This is a genomic window from Streptomyces sp. YJ-C3, assembly GCF_053891275.1.
The window spans coordinates 2,292,179-2,314,918 of sequence record NZ_CM132685.1; the positions used below are offsets into that span (position 1 = coordinate 2,292,179).

Genomic DNA, 22,740 nt, shown 5'->3' on the forward strand with positions numbered 1-22,740 from the left:
CCGCGAACCGCCCCCCAACGGTGCCCAGGCGCATCCGCCCGCCCCGCGCAGAGCGGCCCGCGCAGAGCGGTCGTCCCCGGGGAAGGATGGACGCATGGGATTTCAAGTCGACTCCGAGGCCGGGCGGCTGCGCCGGGTCATCCTGCACCGGCCCGATCTGGAGCTGAAGCGGCTCACGCCCAGCAACAAGGACCAGCTCCTCTTCGACGACGTGCTGTGGGTGCGGCGCGCCCGGCAGGAGCACGACGGGTTCGCCGACGTGCTGCGGGACCGGGGCGTCACCGTGCACCTCTTCGGTGATCTGCTCACCGAGACGCTCCAGGTCGACGCGGCCCGCTCGCTCGTCCTGGACCGGGTCTTCGACGAGAAGGAGTACGGCCCGCTGGCCACCGGGCCGCTGCGGGCCGCCTTCGAGACGCTCCCGGCGCAGGAGCTGGCCGAGGCGCTCATCGGCGGGATGACCAAGCGGGAGTTCCTCGACGGGTACGCCGAGCCGACGTCCGTCCGGTTCCATGCCATGGACCTCGACGACTTCCTGCTCGGGCCGCTGCCCAACCACCTGTTCACGCGCGACACGTCGGCCTGGATCTACGACGGCGTCTCCATCAACGCCATGCGATGGCCGGCCCGGCAGCGCGAGACCGTGCACTTCGAGGCGATCTACCGGCACCATCCCCTGTTCCGCGACGAGGACTTCCACGTGTGGTCCGAGGGGCAGGCCGACTACCCGTCCACCATCGAGGGCGGGGACGTGCTCGTGATCGGGCAGGGCGCCGTCCTGATCGGGATGAGCGAGCGCACCACGCCCCAGGCCGTGGAGATGCTCGCCCACAAGCTGTTCGCGGCGGGCTCGGCGCGCACCATCGTGGCGCTCGACATGCCGAAGCGGCGGGCGTTCATGCACCTGGACACGGTGATGACGATGGTCGACGGCGACACGTTCACGCAGTACGCGGGGCTCGGCATGCTGCGCTCGTACACCATCGAACCGGGCACCTCGCCGAGGGAGCTGAAGGTCACCGACCATCCGCCGGAGCACATGCACCGGGCGATCGCCGCGGCCCTCGGGCTCAGCGGCATCCGGGTCCTGACCGCCACGCAGGACGTGCACGCCGCGGAGCGCGAGCAGTGGGACGACGGGTGCAACGTGCTGGCGGTGGAGCCGGGTGTCGTGGTCGCCTACGAGCGCAACGCGACCACGAACACCTATCTGCGCAAACAGGGCATCGAGGTGATCGAGATCCCCGGCAGCGAGCTGGGCCGGGGGCGCGGCGGGCCCCGGTGCATGAGCTGCCCGGTCGAGCGGGACCAGGTGACGCCGACGACCTGACGCCGACGACCTGGCGCCGACGACGTGACGCCGACGGCGTGACCGTATAGAAATGTGGATGGTCGTATAGACTTCCAGTGTTTCCCTGTTCCGTCCCCCGTCGTACCCCAGGAGCGCCCCATGGCGACAGCCCAGCGTCCCGACCTCACCGGCCGCCACTTCCTCAAGGAGGTGGACTTCACCGCCGAGGAGTTCCGCGGCCTGGTCGACCTGGCCGCGGAGCTGAAGGCCGCCAAGAAGTCGGGCACCGAGACGCAGTACCTGCGCGGGAAGAACGTCGCCCTGATCTTCGAGAAGTCCTCGACCCGCACCCGCTGCTCCTTCGAGGTCGCGGCCGCCGACCAGGGGGCGTCGACCACGTACATCGACCCCGCCGGCTCGCACATCGGCAAGAAGGAGTCCTCGAAGGACACCGCCCGGGTGCTCGGCCGGATGTTCGACGCCATCGAGTTCCGGGGCGACGCGCAGGACACCGTCGAGACGCTCGCCGCCCACGCGGGCGTCCCCGTCTACAACGGGCTGACCGACGACTGGCACCCCACCCAGATGCTCGCCGACGTGCTCACGATGACCGAGCACAGCGCCAAGCCGCTGACCGACATCGTCTTCGCGTACCTCGGCGACGCCCGGTTCAACATGGGCAACTCGTACCTCGTCACCGGCGCCCTGCTGGGCATGGACGTACGGATCGTCGCGCCGAAGTCCTACTGGCCCGCGGACGAGATCGTCGCCCGGGCGCGCGAGCTCGCCGCCGCGAGCGGGGCCCGCATCACCCTCACCGAGTCCGTCGAGGAGGGTGTCCTGGGCGCCGACTTCGTGGTCACCGACGTCTGGGTGTCGATGGGTGAGCCGGAGGAGGTCTGGGACGAGCGCATCAAGTCGCTCACGCCGTACGCGGTGACCATGGACGTGCTGCGCGCCACGGGCAACGCGGACGTCAAGTTCTTGCACTGCCTGCCCGCCTTCCACGACCTGGGCACCAAGGTCGGCCGTGAGATACACGAGAAGTACGGCCTGGAGTCCCTCGAGGTGACCGACGAGGTCTTCGAATCGGCGCACTCCGTCGTCTTCGACGAGGCCGAGAACCGGATGCACACCATCAAGGCCGTCATGGTCGCCACGCTCGGCCAGAAGTGACAGAACACCAGTGACAGAACACTAGAAGTAACAAAACAGCTGAAACGCTCATAACCGTTCAAACTGGTGGGGCCGGAACACCTTCTCCGGCCCCACCGGCCTGCGGCCCACCCCGTCGCACCGCATCACCAGAAAAGAGCACCACCCCATGTCGCCGTCGCCGACCCCCACCGGCCTGCGCATCAAGTCCCCCGAGTCCCTCATCGCCGAGTCCGGCGCCGACCTGGAGGGACACGGCCTCAAGCGCACCATGGGGCTCTTCCAGCTCGTGTGCTTCGGGGTCGGCGCGATCGTCGGCACCGGCATCTTCGTCGGCCTGTCCGACACGGTCGCCGAGGCCGGGCCCGCCGTCATCGTCTCGTTCGTGCTCGCCGCGATCACCTGCATCTTCACGGCGTTCTCGTTCGCCGAGCTGGGCGGCGCGATCCCGGTGTCGGGCTCCTCGTACTCGTTCGCCTACGCGACCCTCGGCGAGCGCGTCGCGTTCCTCGTCGGCTGGTGTCTGCTCCTGGAGTACGGCGTCTCGGTCTCGGCCGTCGCCGTCGGCTGGAGCCAGTACCTGAACGAGCTGCTCAACAGTCTCTTCGGCCACCAGCTGCCGCAGGCCCTCTCCGCCGGACCCGGCGACGGCGGCGTCATCAACCTGCCCGCCGTCATCGTGATCCTGATGGCCGCCACGCTCCTGGTGCGCGGCATCCGGGAGAGCGCGCGGGCCACCGCGGCCATGGCCGTCCTCAAGATCGGCATCCTGGTCGCGTTCTGCGTGATCGGCTACAGCGCCTTCCAGGCGGGCAACCTGGCGCCGTTCATGGCGGCGGGCATCGGCGGCGTCACCTCGGGCGCGTCCCTCGCCTTCTTCTCGTACATCGGCTTCGACGCGATCACCACGGCCGGCGAGGAGGTCAAGAACCCGCGGCGGAACATCCCGATCGCCATCCTGATCTGCATCGGTGTCGTGACGCTGCTGTACTGCGCGGTCGCCGTCGCGGCCATCGGCGCGCTCGGCGCGGACGCCGTCGGCGACAAGCCCGCCGCGCTCTCGCTCGTCGTCAACCAGGTCACGGACTCCACCGTCGGCGGCGGCATCATCGCGTTCGGCGCGGTCGTCGCCATCGCGTCCGTCGTGCTCGCCGTGATGTACGGGCAGACGCGGATCCTGATGTCCATGTCCCGGGACGGGCTGATCCCGCGGGTCTTCGAGCGGGTCTCCCCGAGGACGGCGACCCCCGTCGCCAACACCTGGATCGTCGCGCTCGTCTTCGCGGTCCCGGCGGCCTTCTCGTCGCTCGACGTCGTGGTCAACCTGACCACCATCGGCACCCTCGCGATCATGGCCGTCGTCAATGTCGCGGTCGTCGCCCTGCGTCGTGCGCACCCCGAGCTGACGCGCTCCTTCCGGGTGCCGCTGTATCCGCTCAGCCCGGCCCTCGGCGTGGCGATGTGCCTCTACCTGATCTGGGGGACGGGCTGGACGACATGGGTCCAGTTCGCGGTGTTCCTCGTCGTGGGCGCGCTGGTCTACGCGTTCTACGGGCGCCGGCACTCGCGGCTCGGCGCGCCCGCGCCGGCTACTTCTCCGACGCCGGACGCTGGCGCGGGATCGCGGGAAGGGTGAACCAGACCGCCTTGCCGGACTCGGTGGGGCGGTGCCCGCACGACGAACTGAGCGTGCGGATGAGCAGCAGCCCGCGACCGTGCTCCTGCCAGGGGTCGGGCTCCTCGGCGTCGTCCGGATTGGTGAGATCCGCGGGCGGCGCCGGGTCCGGGTCGTGCACCTCGACCTGGCAGCCGGTCTCCAGGAGCTCCACCACCAGCTCGATCGGGGCGTCGCCCGTCGTGTGCTCCACGGCGTTCGCCACCAGCTCCGCCGTGAGCAGCTCGGCGGTGTCCATGTCGGCCGCCGGGGCGTCGATCTCGGTCAGGGCGGTGCGGACCAGGGCGCGCGCGATCGGGACGGCGGCGGCCGTGTGCGGCAGGGCTATCCGCCACGAGGTGGGCGTGGGGCGACCGGAAGGAGGGGGCAAGGCGGGTCCTGAGGGGGCGGCTCGGGGACGGATCGGAAGGACGTCTCGGGGCGCCGTCCTGATTTCAACCTTATGAATGGTACGGCGTGTGCCGATAGAGGCTCCCGGTGGTGTTCCTCGGGACATTGGGCCCTATGGGCGGATGTGGTGGGTATGCCGGATGAGGATCCCGGGTATCGCGTCCTGCTGACGGCAGTCACAAAGCGGTGATAACTTCGAGAGGTAGCCGACCCGCGCCCGCCCGCCCGTAGGAGGCAGCCCGCGTATGAGTCCCTTCACCGGCTCCGCCCCTCGTACCGAGACCTGGCGCCATCTCGCCTGCGCCGTGGACGCGCGCGGCGTCGCGACCGTCACGCTCGCCCGGCCCGAGAAGCTGAACGCCCTCACCTTCGGCGCGTACGCCGATCTGCGCGATCTCCTCGCCGAGCTGTCCCGCGAGAAGAGCGTGCGTGCCCTGGTCCTCGCCGGGCAGGGGCGTGGCTTCTGCTCCGGCGGTGACGTCGACGAGATCATCGGCGCCACCCTGTCGATGGACACCGCCCAGCTGCTCGACTTCAACCGGATGACGGGGCAGGTGGTGCGGGCGCTGCGGGAGGCGCCGTTCCCGGTGATCGCCGCCGTGCACGGGATCGCGGCGGGCGCGGGCGCCGTGCTCGCCCTGGCCGCCGACTTCCGCGTCGCCGACCCGAGCGCCCGCTTCGCGTTCCTGTTCACGAAGGTCGGCCTGTCCGGCGGCGACATGGGCGCGGCCTATCTGCTGCCGCGCGTCGTGGGCCTCGGCCACGCCACCCGCCTGCTGATGCTCGGCGACACCGTCCGCGCCCCCGAGGCCGAACGCATCGGCCTGATCAGCGAGCTGACCGACGAGGGCAGGGCCGACGAGGCGGCCCTGACGCTCGCCGGCCGCCTCGCCGAAGGCCCCGCCCTCGCGTACGCGCAGACGAAGGCCCTGCTCACCGCCGAGCTCGACATGCCGCTCGGCGCGGCCGTCGAGATGGACGCCGCGACGCAGGCGCTGCTCATGAACGGCGCGGACTACGCCGAGTTCCACGCGGCCTTCACCCAGAAGCGCCCGCCCGAGTGGCAGGGGAGGTGACCCCGGCGTGAGCACGCGTGCCCAGCGCATCGCCGTCATCGGCGGCGGCCCCGGCGGCCTGTACGCGGCCGCGCTCCTCAAGCGCCTCGCCCCGGACCGCGAGATCACGGTCTGGGAGCGCAACGCCCCGCACGACACGTTCGGTTTCGGCGTCGTCCTGTCCGACGAGACCCTCGGCGGCATCGAGCACGCCGACCCGGTCGTGTACGCGTCACTGCGGGACGAGTTCGTGCGCTGGGACGACATCGACGTCGTGCACCGCGGCGTGCGCCACACCTCCGGCGGCCACGGCTTCGCGGCGCTCGGCCGCCGCCGGCTCCTGGAGATACTGCAGGGCCGCTGCCGCCAGCTCGGTGTCGACCTGCGCTTTCGCACGGAGGCGCCGCCGGTCGCCGAGCTCCGCACCGCGTACGACCTGGTGATCGCCGCCGACGGGGTGCACAGCCGCACCCGCGAGACGTTCGCCGACGCGTTCCGCCCACGGGTCCAGGAGCACCGCAACCGGTACATCTGGCTCGCCGCCGACTTCGCCTTCGAGGCGTTCCGCTTCGAGATCGCCGAGACCGAGCACGGCGTCATGCAACTGCACGGGTACCCGTTCAGCGACCACGAGTCCACCGTCATCGTCGAGATGCGCGAGGAGGTGTGGCGGGCCGCCGGATTCGCCGGCCTGGACGTGCGCGAGACGATCGAGCGCGCCGCCAAGATCTTCACGGAGGCGCTCGGCGGACGCGCCCTGAAGTCCAACAACTCGTCCTGGCTCACCTTCCGCACCGTCGTCAACGAGCGCTGGTCGCACGGCAATTGCGTGCTCATCGGAGACGCCGCCCACACCGCGCACTTCTCCATCGGATCCGGCACCAAGCTCGCCGTCGAGGACGCGCTCGCGCTCGCCGCGTGTCTGCACGAACATCCCACGACCGGGGCGGCGTTGACGGCGTACGAGGCCGAGCGCCGGCCCGTCGTCGCCTCCACCCAGCGTGCCGCGCGGGCCAGCCTGGAGTGGTTCGAGGACCTGTCGCGCCATCTCGGCCAGCGTCCGCGGCAGTTCGCGTTCAACCTGCTCACGCGCAGCCGCCGCGTCACCCACGACAACCTGCGGCTGCGCGACCCGCACTTCACGGAGGCGGTGGAGCGGGAGTTCGGCTGCCCCGAGGGCACGCCGCCGATGTTCACGTCGTTCGCGCTGCGGGGACTGCGCCTGCGCAACCGGGTCGTCGTCTCCCCGATGGACATGTACTCGGCGGTGGACGGCGTCCCCGGCGACTTCCACCTCGTCCACCTCGGCGCGCGGGCGCTCGGCGGGGCGGGCCTGGTCATGACGGAGATGGTGTGCGTCAGCGCCGAGGGCCGCATCACCCCGGGCTGCGCCGGCCTCTACACCCCCGAACAGGCGGCCGCCTGGCGCCGGATCACCGAGTTCGTGCACACGCGGGCGCCCGGCACGGCCATCGGCGTCCAGCTCGGGCACGCGGGCCGCAAGGGCTCCACACGGCTCATGTGGGAGGGCATCGACGAACCGCTGCCCGCGCCGCAGGACAACTGGCCGCTGGTGGCGGCGTCCCCCGTCCCGTACAAGCCGGGAAGCCAGATCCCGAAGGAACTGACGGTCCCTGAACTCGCCGATATCCGCGAAGAGTTCGTGTCCGCGGCATGGCGGGCGGCCCGGGCCGGGTTCGACCTGCTGGAGCTGCACTGCGCGCACGGGTATCTGCTCTCCGGGTTCCTGTCGCCGCTGACGAACCTGCGGACGGACGCGTACGGCGGCTCCCTGGAGGGCCGGCTGAGGTTCCCCCTGGAGGTGTGCGACGCGGTGCGCGACGTGTGGCCCGACGACCGCCCCATGACCGTGCGGATCTCCGCGACGGACTGGGCCGAGGGCGGCACGAGCGCCGAGGACGCGGTGGCGATCGCCCGGGCCTTCGCCGCGCACGGCGCCGACGCGATCGACGTGTCCACCGGGCAGGTCGTGGCCGGGGAACGGCCCGCGTACGGCCGCTCCTACCAGGTGCCGTACGCCGACCGTATCCGGGCCGAGGCCGGCGTCCCGGTGATCTCGGTCGGGGCGATCTCGTCGTGGGACGACGTCAACTCACTGGTGCTGGCCGGGCGTACGGACCTGTGCGCGCTGGCGCGGCCGCACCTGTACGACCCGAACTGGACGCTGCACGCCGCCGCGGAGCAGGGCTACACGGGGCCGGGGGTGCACTGGCCCGAGCCGTACCGCGCCGGGAGCCGGCGTCCGCAGACGGGGCGGCTCGACGCGCCCAAGCCCCGCCTGGTGCTGCCGGGTTGATCGACAAAGCTTTGGTGATCACCCGCCGCGGGAGCCGAACACGATGTAGCGTCCTCCGCGTTCAGCGCTACTCGAACATGTCTGCGCGGGTCAAAAGCGGTACGCAAGGGGGATTCATGACAGGACGGAGCGGCAGGGGCTTTTCCAAGTCCGGGCTGCAAAGGGTGCACGACGTGCTCGCCCGGCACGTCGACTCGGGGAGGATCCCCGGGGTGGTCGCCCTCTTCGGCAGGGGCGACGAGACGCACGTCGAGACGATCGGGACGACCCGTCACGACGGCGGCGCGCCGATGAGCCGGGACACGATCTTCCGGATGGCCTCGACGTCCAAGCCGGTCTCGATCGCCGGCGCGATGGTCCTGCTCGACGAGTGCAGGCTGCGCCTCGACGACTCGGTGGAGCAGTGGCTGCCGGAGCTGGCCGACCGCCAGGTGCTGAAGCGGCTCGACGGCCCGCTGGACGACACCGTGCCGGCACGGCGGCCGATCACCGTACGGGACGTGCTGACCTCCACGTTCGGGCTCGGCATGGATATGACCGTGATCGGTACGCCGATCATGAACGCGGTCTTCGAGCAGGGGATCACGCCCAATCTGCCGACCCCGATGCCCGAGCAGGACGAGTGGATGCGCCGCCTGGGCGCGCTGCCGCTGATGCATCAGCCCGGTGAGCGCTGGCAGTACCAGATCAGCAGCGACCTGATCGGCGTGCTCGTCTCCCGGGTCACGGGCCGGTCGTTCGAGTCGTTCCTGCGCGAGCGCGTCTTCGAGCCCCTCGGCATGAAGGACACCGGGTTCCACGTGCCCGCGGACCAGCTGCACCGACTGCCTCCGCTGTACGCCCCCGACCCGGAGAGCGGCGAGTTCCATGTGTGGGACGAGGCAGAAGGGGGACGCCACAGCGCGCCTCCGGCGTTCCAGGGCGGCGGCGGTGGGCTGAACTCCACCGCGGACGACTATCACGCCTACTTCCGCATGCTGCTGAACCACGGGGTGCACGAGGGCGAGCGGATCCTGTCCCGGCCCGCCGTGGAGCTGATGACCACCAACCGCCTGTCGCCCGAACAGCAGGCCGCGCGGCACGAGTTGGCCGTCAACAACGTCCACATCTCCTTCGGCCAGGGCCAGCACGGCGGCTGGGGCTTCGGGATGGCGGTGCGCACCTACCGCGGTGACTACGCGCCCGTCGGCCAGTTCGGCTGGGACGGCGGCAGCGGCGCCTCGGCGTACGCCGACCCGGTCAACGGGATCACCGGCATCCTGCTCACCCAGGTCGGGGCGTCCGTCCCGGACCCGGTGCACCTCATCCTCGACTTCTGGACCGCGCTCTACCAGGCGATCGACGACTGACACCCGGCCCGGCCCTGTTCACCAGGGCCGGGCGGACGGGCTCAGCGGGCCATTCCGGCCGGTCCGGCCATCCCTGCCGTCAGCGTCGTGCCGTCCGCCGGGTCGACGATCAGGAACGCCCCGGTGCGCCGGACCTCCGCATACGCGTCCAGCGCCAGCGGCGCGGCCGTGCGCAGGACGACCTGCCCGAGGTCGTTCGCCGTCAACTGCCGCTCGTCACCGAGCGACTTGACCACGGCCCGCACCGTGCGCGTGGTGTGCCGCACCAGCACCCGCTGTCCGACGGTCAGCGGCTGATCGGCCAGATGGCACGCGGCCCCGCGCACGTCCTGCGTCACGGTCGGCGCCTGCGCGCGCGGCGCGATCACATCACCCCGCGCCACGTCCAGCTCATCGGCGAGCCGCACGGTCAGGGACGCCCCGGCGTGCGCCACGTCCACGGCCGAGCCCAGCACGTCGAGGGCCGCGATCGTCGACGTGCGCCCCGACGGGTGCACGGCCACGGCATCGCCCACGCGCAGCGTCCCGGACACCAACTGGCCCGCGTAGTAGCGGGATTCGCCGTGCCGGATGACGTACTGGACCGGGAAGCGGGCGGGCGCTCCGGGTGACGTGGCCGCGACCGGCACCGTCTCCAGATGGTCGAGGACCGTGGGGCCGCCGTACCAGTCCATGTGCGCGGACGGGTCGACGACGTTGTCGCCGGCGAGCGCGGAGATCGGGATCGCGGTGACCTGCGGGACGCCCAACTCCGCGGCCAGCGTGCGGAAGTCCGCCGCGATCGCCGCGAAAGCGGCCTCCTCGTAGCCGACGAGATCCATCTTGTTCACGGCGAGGACGACGTGCGGGACGCGCAGCAGAGCGGCGATGGCGGCGTGCCTGCGGGTCTGCTCGACGACACCGCCCCGCGCGTCCACGAGGATGATCGTCAGCTCGGCCGTCGAGGCGCCCGTGACCATGTTCCGGGTGTACTGCACATGCCCGGGCGTGTCCGCGAGGATGAAGCGACGCCGGGGCGTGGCGAAATAGCGGTAGGCGACGTCGATGGTGATGCCCTGCTCGCGCTCGGCACGCAGGCCGTCCGTGAGGAGGGCCAGATCCGGGGTGCCGGTGCGGGAGATCGACTCCAGCTGGTCGGCGAGGACCGACTTGGAGTCGTGCAGCAGACGCCCGACGAGCGTGGACTTGCCGTCGTCGACGGAGCCGGCCGTGGCGAGCCGCAGTGTGCCGACCTCGGCGAGGGGGGAGGTGGTCATGGCTAGAAGTACCCTTCGCGCTTGCGGTCTTCCATCGCGGCCTCGGACATCTTGTCGTCGGCGCGGGTGGCACCCCGCTCGGTGAGGCGGGACGCGGCGATCTCGGCGATGACCTGCTCCAGCGTCTCGGCGGTGGAGTCGACGGCGCCGGTGCAGGACATGTCGCCGACGGTGCGGTAGCGGACCTGGCGCTTCTCGGGGGTCTCGCCCTCCTTGGGGCCGCCCCAGGCGCCCGCCGTCAGCCACATGCCGCCGCGGCCGAACACCTCGCGCCGGTGCGCGAAGTAGATCGACGGCAGCTCGATGTTCTCGCGGGCGATGTACTGCCACACGTCCAGCTCGGTCCAGTTCGAGAGCGGGAAGACGCGGACGTGCTCGCCGGGCGCGTGGCGGCCGTTGTAGAGCTGCCACAGCTCGGGGCGCTGACGGCGCGGGTCCCACTGCGAGAACTCGTCGCGCAGCGAGAACACCCGCTCCTTCGCGCGGGCCTTCTCCTCGTCGCGGCGCCCGCCGCCGAACACCGCGTCGAACCGCTCCGACCGGATCTTCTCCGTCAGCGGCACGGTCTGCAGCGGATTGCGTGTCCCGTCCGGGCGTTCGCGCAGCACACCCCTGTCTATGTAGTCCTGCACGGACGCCACATGGAGCCTGAGCCCATGCGCGTCGACCACACGGTCGCGGTACGCGATGACTTCGGGGAAGTTGTGCCCGGTGTCCACGTGCAGCAGCGGGAACGGCACCGGCGCGGGCGCGAACGCCTTGAGCGCCAGGTGCAGCATGACGATCGAGTCCTTGCCGCCGGAGAACAGAATCACCGGCCGCTCGAACTCGCCCGCCACCTCACGGAAGATGTGCACCGCCTCGGACTCCAGAGCGTCCGAGTGGCTCAGCGCGTAAGGGCTGTCGACAGCAGCGGCGGCGCTCATACCAGTCCCTTCGCCACGAGGACCGCGTGCACCGAGTCCGCCGACTCCCGCGGCGTCCGGGCCTGCGTCTCCAGGGACAGATCGGGGGAGACCGGCGGCTCGTACGGGTCGTCCACCCCGGTCAGCCCCTTCAGCGCGCCCGCCGCCTGACGGGCGTACAGGCCCTTCACGTCGCGCTCGCTGCACACCTCCAGCGGCGTCGCGACATGGATCTCCAGGTACGTGGTGTCGCTCGACTCGTGCCGCTTGCGCACCGCCTCGCGGCTGTCCGCGTACGGGGCGATCACGGGCACGACGGCGAACACGCCGTTGCGCGCGAGGACTTCGGCGACCAGACCGATGCGCTGCACGTTCGTGTTGCGGTCCTCCCGGCTGAAGCCGAGGCCCGCCGACAGGAAGCGGCGGATCTCGTCGCCGTCCAGCACCTCGACGCGGTGGCCCTCCGTGCGCAGCCGCCCGGCGAGGGCGCGCGCCACCGTCGTCTTGCCCGAACTGGGCAGCCCCGTCAGCCAGATCGTGGCTCCCTTGGCCCGGTCCCGAGGGGTCCGGGCCGTCGTGGCCGTTGTCATACGTGCTGTCCTTCCGCGGCGCCGCTCGCGGGCCGCTTGCCATCGGGAGTGGTCAGTTCGGTGAAAAGGGCCTCCCAGCGCGGGTGCACCGCGTCGGGTCCGTAGGCCGCGGCCGTCAGGAGCGCCGCCGTGCCCATCTCCGCCCGCAGATCGCGGTCGCCCATCAGGCGGCCGAGCGCGTCGGCGAGGGCGTCGGGGTCCTGCTCCGGCACGAGCAGCCCGTCCACCCCGTGCGTCAGCACGTCGGCGGGGCCCGTCGGGCAGTCGAAGGAGACCACCGGGAGCGCGTGGCTCATCGCCTCGATCATCACCATCGGCAGCCCTTCGAAGCGTGAACTGAGCACGTAAAGCGAAGACTTGGCGAGTTCGTCGTCGAGCCGGTCGGTGTGTCCCATCAGGAACACGTGGTTGTAGAGGTGGTGCTCCTCGATGAGGGCCCGCAGCTGCGCCTTCTTCTCGCCGCTGCCGTAGATCCGCAGCTGCCAGTCGGGATACGTGCCGACGAGCTTGGCCCAGGCCGGGATCAGCAGGTCGAAGCCCTTCTGCGGGAAGAGCCGGCCGGCCGCGACCGCGATCCTCGCGCCGTGGTCCGCGAGGGTCTGGTCCAGCGAGTGCACGGCGTTCGGGATGCGCACGACGCGCGTGCCGGGCAGCAGCCGCGCGTACTCGCCGCGGTCCCGTTCCGTCAGCACCGCGACCGCGTCGAAGCGTTCGTACGTCTCGACGATCCGCCGCTGCACGTCGGGCCGGTGCGTGCCGTGGTTCATGTGCTCCTGCGCGACCCGTACGACGCCGTTCGTGGCGTGCGCGGCGGCCAGGAAGTTCAGGGCGGGGCGGGTCGTGACGAGCACCCCGTCGGTGAGCGAGCGCAGATAGGCGCCGAGCGCCAGCTCCAGACGCCGGTCGAAGTACCGGTAGCCGAACTCGCCGCTGGGCACCTCCCGCGCCGGCCGGCCGGCCTGCCGGTCCCGCCGGCGCCCCCGCCACCAGCCGGACAGCCCGCGCTCCTCGGCCCGCACCGGCTCCTCGCGCAGATCCACGACCGTCGTCACGGGCACGCGCTCGTCCAGCGGGAACCGCACGGCGTCCCGGCGCCGCACCGCGCTGACGATCTCCACGTCCCAGCCCGCCGCCACCAGGGAGTTGGCCTGGTTGAAGACGGTACGGATGGTGCCGCCGCGGCCGTAGGCGTGCAGCAGCAGATAGCGGACCCGCAGGGCCCCGGTGGGCTTCGCGGCGGTCATGAGCGGCACTCCAGCGACAGGTTGTCCTCGACCGTGAAGTACGGCCGTACGCCGAAGCCCGCGCCCGGCACCGCCTGCCGCGGGTACACCAGGACGGCCTTCTTGCCGCGGATGTCGTCGAGCTTGCGGCCGACGCGCAGCTTCAGGCCGCCGTCCGTGAGATGCAGATCCCACTGGTCGGCGCCGGAGAAGCCGTCGTACGCGGCCAGGTCGGACACCGCCCACTCGCAGGCGAAGCGGTCGCCGTCCAGAGCGGAGCCGTACCGCAGGACGTGGTCGGTGCGCGAGCGGCGGGTCAGCAGCAGCCGCCACCCGGCGCCGGCCCCCGCGGCCAGGCCGTACAGGCGGCCGACGACCCTGATGCGCCCGTCCCGCGGCCACACCTGCTCGACCTCGGCATGGGGCTTCACTTGAGGTACCCCCAGGCCGTGCACATGGGGCGCAGGATCTCGGGGACCTCGTCGTCCTCCGGCAGCTCCCGGCCCTGCTGCACGCGGCCGGTGCGGATCTTGTCGCGCCAGTCGCCGAGCCCCTTCTGGATCTGCGTGTCGTCGCGCTCGCCGTACTCCAGCATCGACGGCTCGAAGTCCACGCCGAGGAAGTCGCACAGTCCGCGCAGCTTCTTCTCGGGGTCCTCGGTGAGCTCCTCGTAGCGCACGGTGTGCCCGCCGGTGAGGCCCTTGCGGGCGTGGTCGACGGCCTTCATGTAGCGCAGCGCGTCGGCGCACGCCTCCTCGTAGGTCCGCTTCTCCGGGTCGCCCTCGTGCCAGGACCGGGCGATGGAGACGGGGTGGCGCAGCAGGAACACGAAGCGGGCGTCGGGCCAGCAGTCGCGGATGCGCCGGTGGACGAAGGCGTTGCTGGGCGTCTTCTCGACGAGGAAGTCCTTGCCGGACCGGGTGAGTTCACGGTGCAGGACGCGGTCCCACAGCAGGTGCTCCAGGTCGCCGCGGCTCAGGTCCAGGGCGTCCATGGCCCGCTGCGACAGCTTGCTGCCGTAGCCGACCTCCAGACGCCGGATGTGCAGCTCGTGCGGGGCGTGCAGACGCGGGTGGGCGTCGAGCAGCATCCGCAGCAGGGTCGAGCCCGAGCGCACCGGCGACATGATGAAGACCGGCCGTCGCAGCAGCCGGTCGGTCGCGAGGTCGTCGGTACATCGGTACTCGGGAGCCGGCCGCCTCACGGGTTTCGGGGTCGTGGCCGGTGGAGGCGTCCCATGCGGTGCGCTCCCGGCGCGGCGGACCTCGAGTCCCGTGGCCGCGGACAGGGCCCGGTTCAGATTGCGCTTCAGGCTCATGCGTCCCGACGCTAAGCGCGCATTCTGAGAAGAGGGACGGAGAAACCTGAGGGTTCCCTTAGCACCCTTTCGTGTGGCGGGGATCACCCCGGCCGGATGCTTCACGCACCGTTCCTCCGTCAGGCGGCGTCGACGAACCCGGCCCCGGCCTTGTGCAGCCGCTCGTGCAGCGCCCGGAACACCCGCGCCGACCGCAGTCCCGGCCAGTCCTCCGGCAGCAGCCGGGCCGGAAGTCCCGGATCCGCGTAGGGCAGGTGCCGCCACGAGTCCAGGGCGAGGAGGTAGTCCCGGTAGGCCTCCTGGGGCGGGGTGTCGGTCCGGCCCTCCCAGGACCGCAGCACCGGCGCGTGCTCGTCGAGGAACGCCTCGTGCAGCCCGGCCAGCACCGGCAGATCCCACCAGCGGGCCACCGCGTCGGCCGTCGCCGCGAAGCCCAGGTGCTCGCCGCGGAACAGGTCGACGTACCCGGCGCAGCCGATCCGCTCCAGCGTGTGCCGCGTCTCCTCGTACAGCCCCGCGGGCGCGAGCCACACCCCGGGCGCGGCGGTGCCGAAGCCGAGACCGGCGAGCGTGGAGCGCAGCACGTGCCGCTTGGCCCGCTGCGCCTCGGGCACCGAGAACACCGCGAGCACCCAGCCGTCGGCGGGCGCCGCCTCCTCGAAGGTCCCGTAGACGCGCCGGTCGCCGTCGTCGAGGAGCTGACGCGCGTCGTCCGACAGCGCGTACCCGGCGGCTCCCGAGGCGCTGCGCGCGGGCAGCAGCAGCCCGCGCCGCTTCAGCCGCGACACCGCCGAGCGCACCGACGGCGCGTCGACCCCGGCCGCGCCGAGCAGCCGGATCAGCTCGGCGACCGGGACGGGGCCCGGGAAACCGCGCCCGTAGGCGCCGTACAGCGTGACGATGAGGGAGCGCGGGGTGTGGGCCTGGCCGGTGGGCGAGGTCTGCTGCTCGGACACGTGATCACTGTACGGTTCCGGGCTCGCGCAGCCGGAACCGCTGGAGCTTTCCGGTGGCGGTCCGCGGCAGCGCGTCCAGGAACACGATCTCGCGCGGGCACTTGTACGGCACCAGCTCCGCCTTCACGAACTCCCGCAGCGCGTCCGGGTCCCGCACCGCTCCGGCCCGCGCCACCACGTACGCGACCGCGACCTGGCCGCGCGCCTCGTCGGGGAGGCCGACGACCGCCGCCTCCGCCACGTCGGGGTGCCGCAGCAGCGCGTCCTCCACCTCGGGGCCCGCGATGTTGTACCCGGCGGAAATGATCATGTCGTCGGCGCGGGCGACGTACCGGAAGTAGCCGTCGGGCTCGCGGACGTAGGTGTCCCCGGTGACGTTCCAGCCGTGGCGGACGTACGTGGTCTGCCGCTCGTCGGCGAGGTAGCGGCAGCCGACAGGGCCGCGCACGGCGAGGAACCCCGGTTCCCCGTCCGGGAGTTCGGCTCCGTCGGCGTCGATGACGCGGGCCTGCCAGCCGGGCACCGGCAGCCCGGTGGTGCCCGGCCGGATCGCGTCGTCGGCGGCGGAGATGAAGATGTGCAGCAGCTCGGTGGCGCCGATGCCGTTGATGATGCGCAGCCCGGTCGCCTCGTGCCAGGCGTGCCAGGTGGCGGCGGGCAGGTTCTCCCCGGCGGAGACGCAGCGGCGCAGGCGCGTCACGTCGTACGTGTCCCAGGACGGGTCCGCGAGCATCGCCCGGTAAGCGGTCGGCGCCGTGAACAGCACCGACACCCGGTGCTCGGCGATCGCGGGCAACAGCTGCCGCGGGCCCGCCTGTTCGAGCAGGAGCGCCGAGGCCCCGGCGCGCAGGGGGAAGATCACGAGCCCGCCGAGCCCGAACGTGAAGCCCAGCGGCGGACTGCCCGCGAACACGTCGTCCGGCGCCGCCTTCAGGACGTGCCGCGCGAACGTGTCGGCGATCGCCAGCACGTCCCGGTGGAAGTGCATGCAGCCCTTGGGCCGCCCCGTCGTCCCCGAGGTGAAGGCGATCAGGGCGACGTCGTCGGCGGCGGTCGGCACGGCGTCGTAGGCGGCCGGTTTCGAGGCGGCCCGATGCAGCAGATCGTCGGGGCCGTCGCCGCCGAACGGGGTGATCCGCAGCTCCGGCACGTCCGCCTTGGCCAGATCGTCGAGCGACCGCACGTCGCACAGCGCGTGGCGCACCCGCGCGATCTCGCACATCGTGGCCAGCTCGGCCGGCCGCTGCCCCGCGAGCACGGTGACGGCGACGGCGCCCGCCTTCATCACCGCGAGCCAACAGGCCGCCAGGCAAGGGGTGGTGGGGCCGCGCAGCAGCACCCGGTTGCCCGGCACGACCCCGAGGTCCTCGGTCAGCACGTGGGCGATCCGGTCGACGGTCGCCTTCAGCGTGCCGTACGACCACGTGGGTCGACCGGGGGAGAGGAAGGCGGGCCGGTCCGCGCCGAAGCGCCGCACGGTCGCGTCGAGCAGCTCGGCGCCGCAGTTGATCCGCTCCGGATACCGCAGCCCGGGAAGGTCGAAGGCGAGCCGGGGCCACCGCTCGGCGGGCGGCAGATGGTCGCGCGCGAACGTGTCGGTGTGGGCGGACGGGTGCAGGGTCATCCGGGTGCCCCCTTGCCGTGGCGTGGTCGCGCATCGAGCGTATCGTTGTGGTGACGACAGTCAATGGGGCGCGATACGGTGGAGGGAGTCGAGGGGCCGGCCGGCCGCCGTCGTGAGAGGAGCACCGGCGTATGGGCACATTCTCGCTCCCACCCGACCAACTCGCCTGGTGTACCGCACTGCGCGAACACGCGGAGCAACGCCTCGTGCCCCTCGCCGAGAAGGGCGAGACGGGCCGCGTCAACCGGGAGCTCGTCGCCGAACTCGGCCGACTCGGCCTGCTGGAGCGCCTGTTCACCTCGGGCGCGCTCGACCTGTGCCTGATGCGCGAGTCCCTCGCCCGCGTCTGCACCGAGGCCGAGACGGCGCTCGCACTGCAGGGCCTCGGCGCGCACCCCGTCCACGCGTACGGCACCGAGGAGCAGCGCGAGCGCTGGCTGCCCGAGGTGGGCGCGGGCCGCGCCGTCGCCGCGTTCGCGCTGAGCGAGCCGGGCGCGGGCTCCGACGCGGCGGCCCTCGCGCTGCGCGCCCACCAGGACGGTACCGAGGGCACCGGCTGGCGCCTGACCGGCGAGAAGTGCTGGATCTCGAACGCGCCGGAGGCCGACTTCTACACCGTCTTCGCCCGCACCGACCCCTCCGCGGGCGCCCGCGGCGTCACCGCGTTCCTGGTCCCCGCCGACCGTCCCGGCCTGACCGGCGAGCACCTCGACATGCTCTCCCCGCATCCCATCGGCTCCCTCGCCTTCGACGGCGTACCGGTGAGCGCGGACGACGTGCTCGGCGAACCCGGCGCGGGATTCCGGGTCGCGATGAGCACCCTGGACCTGTTCCGGCCCAGCGTCGGCGCGTTCGCCGTCGGCATGGCGCAGGCGGCCCTCGACGCGACCCTCGCGCACACCGCCGAACGGGAGGCGTTCGGCGGCCCGTTGAAGAACCTCCAGGCCGTCGCGCACCAGGTCGCCGACATGGCCGTGCGTGTCGAGTCGGCCCGCCTGATGGTGTACGCGGCCGCCGCGGCGTACGACGAGGGCGCCGACGGGGTGCCCCGGCGGGCCGCGATGGCCAAGCTTCTGGCGACGGAGACGGCGCAGCAAGTCGTCGACACCGCAGTCCAGTTGCACGGCGCCCGGGCGCTGCGCCGCGGCCACCTCCTGGAACACCTCTACCGCGAGGTCCGGGCGCCTCGGATCTACGAAGGCGCCACCGAGGTCCAACGCACCATCATCGCGCGTGAGGTGTACAAGGAGGCGACTCGATGAGCTCCACGCGCCGCAGTCCCGAGCGGCTGAACCCGCCCGAGCTCTCCCCGCCCACCGGCTTCTCGCACGCCGTCGTCGCCACGGGCAGCCGCTTGGTCCTGCTGGCCGGCCAGACGTCCCTGGACACCGACGGCAAGATCGTCGGCGAGACGCTGCCCGAGCAGTTCACCCGCGCCCTGACGAACCTGCTCACGGCCCTGCGGCACGCGGGCGGCACCCCGGCCGACCTCGCACGCGTCACGGTCTACGCCACGGACGTACCGGACTACCGCGCCCACGCACGCGAACTCGGCGCCATCTGGCGGAGATTGGCGGGCCGCGACTACCCGGCGATGGCCGTGATCGGCGTGGTCCGCCTCTGGGACGAGCAGGCCCTGGTCGAACTGGACGGCACAGCGGTCCTCCCGTAGCCGGAACACCGGCCCTAGGCTCACGGGCATGACGCAACAGGCCGAACTCTCCGTAGGTCCGCTCGCGTACGACGACACGGGCGGCGACGGCACGCCCGTGGTCCTGCTCCACGGACTCGCCCAGGACGGCACGGTGTGGCGGCACGTCGTCGACGCGCTCGGCGCGTCCGTGCGCTGCATCGTCCCGACCCTCCCGTACGGCAGCCACCGCATCCCGCTGCGGCCCGGGGCCCGGCTCTCGCCCCGCACCATGGCGCTGCTCATCGGCGAGTTCGCCGACACCCTGAAGCTCGGCGACGACACCGTGTTCGTGGAGAACGACGCGGGCCGCCTCCAGCAGCTCGCCGTCGAGCGGCCCGAGCGCGTGGGCCGCATGGTCGTCGCCGGGTGCGAGGCCTTCGACAACTATCCGCCGGGCCCGGCGGGCAAGCTCCTCGACGTGGCGTCCCGGGTCCCCGGCGGCCTCGCGCTCCTCGCGCAGGTCCTCTCCGTGCGCCCGCTGCGCCGGGTGCCCAGCACGGGGTACGCGGTGATGTCCCACCGGCCCGTCCCCTACGACCTGACCGACCGCTGGGTCGAGCCCCTGCGCAAGGACCCCGCGGCCCGCGCCGTCCTGCGGCACTACCTGCGCGCGACCGTGCGCAGCGAGATGATGGAGGCGGCCGACGGCCTGCGCGCCTACGACCGCCCGGCCCTCGTCGTGTGGGGCCGGCAGGACCGGATGATGCCGCCCGCGCACGGCCGCCGCCTGGCCGAACTGCTGCCGCAGGGACGCCTGGTGGAGCTGGACGAGTGCGGCACGCTCATCCCGCTGGACCGGCCGCGCGCCCTCGCGGCGGCGATCCGGGAGTTCGTCGGGTCCACCGCCCCCGGCGCCTGAGAAGGCCCCTCACAGGCCGACGCCGATCAGGGCGACAGGAGCGCGGCGGCACCTCATGAGGCCGCCCTCACGCCGGGCCCCAGCCCGGCTCCACGTCCGCCGCCGCATCGCCACGGACGTGGGTGCCGGATCGGCTCAGATGTCGCGGAACGTCTCGATCTGCGCGCCGACGGAGTTCAGCCGCTCCGCCAGGTCCTCGTAACCGCGGTTGATGACATAGACGTTGCGCAGCACCGACGTGCCCTCGGCGGCCATCATCGCCAGCAGCACGACGACCGCGGGGCGCAGGGCGGGCGGGCACATCATCTCGGCGGCCCGCCAGCGGGTCGGGCCCTCCACCAGGACCCGGTGCGGGTCGAGGAGCTGGAGGCGGCCGCCGAGCCGGTTGAGGTCGGTCAGGTAGATCGCGCGGTTGTCGTAGACCCAGTCGTGGATCAGGGTCTTGCCCTGGGCCGACGCCGCGATCGCCGCGAAGAACGGCACGTTGTCGATGTTCAGGCCCGGGAACGGCATCGGGTGGATCTTGTCGATCGGCGCCTCCAGCTTGGAGGGCCGGACCGTGAGGTCCACGAGCCGCGTGCGCCCGTTGTCGGCGACGTACTCGGCCGAGCGGTCGTGGTCGAGCCCCATCTCCTCCAGCACGGCCAGTTCGATCTCCAGGAACTCGATCGGCACGCGGCGCACGGTGAGTTCGGACTCGGTGACGACCGCCGCGGCCAGCAGGCTCATCGCCTCGACCGGGTCCTCGGACGGCGAGTAGTCGACGTCCACGTCGATCTGCGGCACGCCGTGCACGGTCAGGGTCGTCGTGCCGATGCCCTCGACCCGCACGCCCAGGGCCTCCAGGAAGAAGCACAGGTCCTGGACCATGTAGTTGGACGAGGCGTTGCGGATCACCGTGGTGCCGTCGTGGCGGGCGGCGGCGAGCAGCGCGTTCTCCGTCACGGTGTCGCCGCGCTCGGTCAGCACGATCGGGCGGTCCGGCGCGGTCCGCTCGACCTCCGCGTGGTAGATGCCCTCGGTCGCCGTGATGTCCAGGCCGAACCGGCGCAGCGCGATCATGTGCGGCTCGATCGTGCGGGTGCCGAGGTCGCAGCCACCCGCGTAGGGCAGCTTGAAGCGGTCCATGCGGTGCAGCAGCGGGCCGAGGAACATGATGATCGAGCGGGTGCGGCGGGCCGCCGCCGCGTCGATGGCGCCCATGTCCAGCTCGGCGGGCGGCACGATCTCCAGGTCCACCCCGTCGTTGATCCAGCGGGTGCGCACGCCGATGGAGTTGAGCACCTCCAGGAGGCGGTACACCTCCTCGATCCGGGCGACGCGGCGCAGCACCGTGCGCCCGCGGTTCAGCAGGGACGCGCAGAGCAGCGCCACGCACGCGTTCTTGCTCGTCTTCACGTCGATCGAACCGGACAGCCGACGGCCGCCGACCACCCGCAGATGCATCGGTCCCGCGTAGCCCAGAGAGACGATCTCACTGTCCAGCGCTTCGCCAATTCGGGCGATCATCTCAAGGCTGATGTTTTGATTGCCGCGCTCGATGCGGTTCACGGCGCTCTGGCTGGTGCCGAGCGCCTCGGCGAGCTGCGCCTGCGTCCAGCCCCGGTGCTGACGGGCGTCGCGGATGAGCTTGCCGATGCGTACGAGGTAGTCGTCTGCCATAGCGGCAGGCTATCTCAGATATGAGATGACGCATGCCGAGGGGGTCCGTGCGGGTGACGGGCCCTGACGAGGACTCAGTGGCGCTTGCTCGTACGGGTCCGACGCCAGCCGAAGGGGCCCGGCAGGTCCATGGACGTGGTCCGGCGCCCGGTGCTGCTGTGCGTGCGCTTGGGCCCGTGCGAACCGCCCGTCGTGATCGACCACGACTTGCGGTTGATGTTGAGACGTACTCCCGGCAGGATCCGGAAGCTCTTGCGGAATGTGAGCGGCATCGGTCTGGCTCCTTCCGTGCGGTGCTTTCCGGATACCCCCGGCCGCCGCGATCAGTCGACGGGGAACACGGCCCCCGGCGCGGCGTACGCCACGGGCCCGGTGAACCGCGAGCCCGCCCGCGTCACGGCGTCCCCGGGCGACACGGCGCGCCCCACGTGCGTCACGATCAGCCGGCCCGCGCCCGCCGCGGCGGCGGTCTCCCCGGCCTCCTCGGGGGAGTGGTGCACCCCTTCGCCGCCTTCGCCCCCTTCGTCGTGGTCCCCGTCCGCCTCGCACAGCAGCGTCCCGCAGCCGGCGGCCAGTTCGGTGAGAGCCGCGCAGGGTGCGCTGTCCCCGGAGTACACGAGCGCGCGCCCCGCGTGCTCGACCCGCAGCGCGAACGCGGGCATGCCGTGCGCCACCTTCCGCGACGTCAGCTCCAGCGCCCCGATCCGGTCGCGCCGCCCGTCCGTCAGCTCCCGCACGTCGAAGGCCTTCTCGACCGGGCTGCGCCGGCCCCCGTGGGTGAGGAACAAGGCGAGCCGGTCCGCGATCCCCGCGGGCCCGTACAAGGGCAGCGGGGCGGCGAGGTCCACGTCCGCGTACAGCAGCCCGTAGTAGGCGCTGAGGAGGTCGGCGCAGTGGTCGGCGTGCAGGTGCGACACCCAGATCGCGTCGATGTCCCCGAGGGGCACGTGCCGCTGCAGCGCGCCGAGCGTTCCGCTCCCGGCGTCCACCCAGATCCGGGTGCCGCCGCCGGTGACGAGGTATCCCGAGCACGGGTTGCCCGCGGCGGGGTACGGAGTGGCGCTGCCGAGCACGGTGAGACGAAGGTCACTGGCCATTGCGGGACGCTATCGGACGTCCGCCACTCCGCCGCGACCGGGGTGAATCGGACAGCGCTGGTGCTTCCCCCGGCGCCGTACGACGATGAAGGGGTCGGTCCCGGGTACGCGCGGCAAGCGGGCCGGACGGCACCGCTTGATGGCACCGCCGGGTGATGTACTAGAGTTATCTCGACATCGAGATATCTGCCGAGGCGCACCGCGACCCCACGGCACCGCCGCATCGGACGGTAAGGGTTACCTAACTTAGCCTTACCTTAGCTGATCGGCAACGTGGCGTGGCGGCAGGATCGCGGTGGAACGCGCACATATATGAAGGAGACTG

General features: G+C 71.9%; 21 protein-coding genes. 9 read left to right on the plus strand and 12 right to left on the minus strand.

Annotation, left to right across the window (positions count from 1 at the left end):
• Positions 1-94: 94 nt before the first annotated feature.
• The 3 genes from ACVHNB_RS10190 (at position 95) to ACVHNB_RS10200 (ending at position 4,082) form a co-directional block, all read left to right on the plus strand.
• Complete coding sequence (locus tag ACVHNB_RS10190; RefSeq protein ID WP_428951710.1) at positions 95-1,330, plus strand: arginine deiminase; 1,236 nt, start codon at positions 95-97, stop codon at positions 1,328-1,330.
• A 120-nt stretch (positions 1,331-1,450) separates the two neighbouring features.
• Positions 1,451-2,467 carry an ornithine carbamoyltransferase gene (gene argF / locus ACVHNB_RS10195; protein WP_456227862.1) on the plus strand — a complete coding sequence of 339 codons (1,017 nt, stop codon included), beginning with the start codon at positions 1,451-1,453 and terminating at the stop codon, positions 2,465-2,467.
• A 148-nt stretch (positions 2,468-2,615) separates the two neighbouring features.
• On the plus strand, positions 2,616-4,082 hold the full coding sequence (locus tag ACVHNB_RS10200; protein WP_456227863.1) for an amino acid permease: 1,467 nt from the start codon (positions 2,616-2,618) through the stop codon (positions 4,080-4,082).
• Here ACVHNB_RS10200 and ACVHNB_RS10205 read toward each other — a convergent pair.
• Positions 4,036-4,491, minus strand: coding sequence for an ATP-binding protein (locus ACVHNB_RS10205; protein ID WP_428951707.1), 456 nt, complete (start codon positions 4,489-4,491; stop codon positions 4,036-4,038). The two genes, ACVHNB_RS10200 and ACVHNB_RS10205, sit on opposite strands and share 47 nt — an antisense overlap.
• A 265-nt stretch (positions 4,492-4,756) precedes the next feature.
• Between ACVHNB_RS10205 and ACVHNB_RS10210 the strand changes: the two genes are divergently transcribed.
• The 3 genes from ACVHNB_RS10210 to ACVHNB_RS10220 all read left to right on the plus strand — a co-directional run bounded on the left by ACVHNB_RS10210 (position 4,757) and on the right by ACVHNB_RS10220 (position 9,232).
• Positions 4,757-5,587, plus strand: coding sequence for an enoyl-CoA hydratase family protein (locus ACVHNB_RS10210; protein ID WP_428951706.1), 831 nt, complete (start codon positions 4,757-4,759; stop codon positions 5,585-5,587).
• Between the two features lie 7 nt (positions 5,588-5,594).
• Entirely contained in the window at positions 5,595-7,883 is a 2,289-nt protein-coding gene (locus ACVHNB_RS10215; RefSeq protein ID WP_428951705.1) for a bifunctional salicylyl-CoA 5-hydroxylase/oxidoreductase, read from the plus strand.
• A 116-nt stretch (positions 7,884-7,999) separates the two neighbouring features.
• Entirely contained in the window at positions 8,000-9,232 is a 1,233-nt protein-coding gene (locus ACVHNB_RS10220) for a serine hydrolase domain-containing protein (RefSeq protein WP_456227864.1), read from the plus strand.
• A gap of 41 nt (positions 9,233-9,273) precedes the next feature.
• Here ACVHNB_RS10220 and ACVHNB_RS10225 read toward each other — a convergent pair whose 3' ends face one another.
• The 8 genes from ACVHNB_RS10225 to ACVHNB_RS10260 all read right to left on the minus strand — a co-directional run bounded on the left by ACVHNB_RS10225 (position 9,274) and on the right by ACVHNB_RS10260 (position 17,104).
• The gene (locus ACVHNB_RS10225; RefSeq protein ID WP_456227865.1) at positions 9,274-10,488 is read right to left on the minus strand and encodes a sulfate adenylyltransferase subunit 1; all 1,215 of its coding nucleotides are present in this window, start codon (positions 10,486-10,488) and stop codon (positions 9,274-9,276) included.
• 2 nt (positions 10,489-10,490) lie between these two features.
• On the minus strand, positions 10,491-11,414 hold the full coding sequence (gene cysD, locus ACVHNB_RS10230; RefSeq protein WP_456227866.1) for a sulfate adenylyltransferase subunit CysD: 924 nt from the start codon (positions 11,412-11,414) through the stop codon (positions 10,491-10,493).
• Positions 11,411-11,983, minus strand: a complete 573-nt coding sequence (gene cysC, locus ACVHNB_RS10235; RefSeq protein WP_456227867.1) for an adenylyl-sulfate kinase — start codon at positions 11,981-11,983, stop codon at positions 11,411-11,413. Before cysC ends, cysD begins: the two co-directional genes overlap by 4 nt.
• Positions 11,980-13,227, minus strand: coding sequence for a glycosyltransferase family 4 protein (locus tag ACVHNB_RS10240; protein ID WP_456227868.1), 1,248 nt, complete (start codon positions 13,225-13,227; stop codon positions 11,980-11,982). The genes cysC and ACVHNB_RS10240 overlap by 4 nt, the downstream gene beginning before the upstream one ends.
• Positions 13,224-13,637: a hypothetical protein gene (locus tag ACVHNB_RS10245; RefSeq protein ID WP_456227869.1), complete on the minus strand. Its 414-nt coding sequence runs from the start codon at positions 13,635-13,637 to the stop codon at positions 13,224-13,226. Before ACVHNB_RS10245 ends, ACVHNB_RS10240 begins: the two co-directional genes overlap by 4 nt.
• A complete protein-coding gene (locus ACVHNB_RS10250) occupies positions 13,634-14,524 on the minus strand; it encodes a sulfotransferase family protein (RefSeq protein WP_456227870.1) in 891 nt (296 codons plus the stop codon). The genes ACVHNB_RS10245 and ACVHNB_RS10250 overlap by 4 nt, the downstream gene beginning before the upstream one ends.
• A 119-nt stretch (positions 14,525-14,643) precedes the next feature.
• The gene (locus ACVHNB_RS10255) at positions 14,644-15,480 is read right to left on the minus strand and encodes a PaaX family transcriptional regulator (RefSeq protein ID WP_428951697.1); all 837 of its coding nucleotides are present in this window, start codon (positions 15,478-15,480) and stop codon (positions 14,644-14,646) included.
• Between the two features lie 4 nt (positions 15,481-15,484).
• The gene (locus ACVHNB_RS10260) at positions 15,485-17,104 is read right to left on the minus strand and encodes an AMP-binding protein (RefSeq protein ID WP_456227871.1); all 1,620 of its coding nucleotides are present in this window, start codon (positions 17,102-17,104) and stop codon (positions 15,485-15,487) included.
• A 131-nt stretch (positions 17,105-17,235) separates the two neighbouring features.
• Between ACVHNB_RS10260 and ACVHNB_RS10265 the strand changes: the two genes are divergently transcribed.
• The 3 genes from ACVHNB_RS10265 to ACVHNB_RS10275 are packed head-to-tail and all read left to right on the plus strand — an operon-like array spanning position 17,236 to position 19,656.
• A complete protein-coding gene (locus tag ACVHNB_RS10265) occupies positions 17,236-18,366 on the plus strand; it encodes an acyl-CoA dehydrogenase family protein (protein ID WP_456227872.1) in 1,131 nt (376 codons plus the stop codon).
• Positions 18,363-18,776, plus strand: coding sequence for a RidA family protein (locus tag ACVHNB_RS10270; RefSeq protein ID WP_428951694.1), 414 nt, complete (start codon positions 18,363-18,365; stop codon positions 18,774-18,776). The genes ACVHNB_RS10265 and ACVHNB_RS10270 overlap by 4 nt, the downstream gene beginning before the upstream one ends.
• A gap of 28 nt (positions 18,777-18,804) precedes the next feature.
• Positions 18,805-19,656, plus strand: coding sequence for an alpha/beta fold hydrolase (locus ACVHNB_RS10275; RefSeq protein ID WP_456227873.1), 852 nt, complete (start codon positions 18,805-18,807; stop codon positions 19,654-19,656).
• 135 nt (positions 19,657-19,791) lie between these two features.
• On the opposite strand, the gene ACVHNB_RS10280 is transcribed toward ACVHNB_RS10275, so the two are convergent.
• The 3 genes from ACVHNB_RS10280 to ACVHNB_RS10290 all read right to left on the minus strand — a co-directional run bounded on the left by ACVHNB_RS10280 (position 19,792) and on the right by ACVHNB_RS10290 (position 22,415).
• A complete protein-coding gene (locus tag ACVHNB_RS10280) occupies positions 19,792-21,318 on the minus strand; it encodes a helix-turn-helix domain-containing protein (RefSeq protein WP_428951692.1) in 1,527 nt (508 codons plus the stop codon).
• 74 nt (positions 21,319-21,392) lie between these two features.
• The gene (locus ACVHNB_RS10285; RefSeq protein WP_428951691.1) at positions 21,393-21,590 is read right to left on the minus strand and encodes a DUF4236 domain-containing protein; all 198 of its coding nucleotides are present in this window, start codon (positions 21,588-21,590) and stop codon (positions 21,393-21,395) included.
• A gap of 51 nt (positions 21,591-21,641) precedes the next feature.
• On the minus strand, positions 21,642-22,415 hold the full coding sequence (locus ACVHNB_RS10290; RefSeq protein WP_456227874.1) for an MBL fold metallo-hydrolase: 774 nt from the start codon (positions 22,413-22,415) through the stop codon (positions 21,642-21,644).
• Positions 22,416-22,740: the final 325 nt, after the last annotated feature.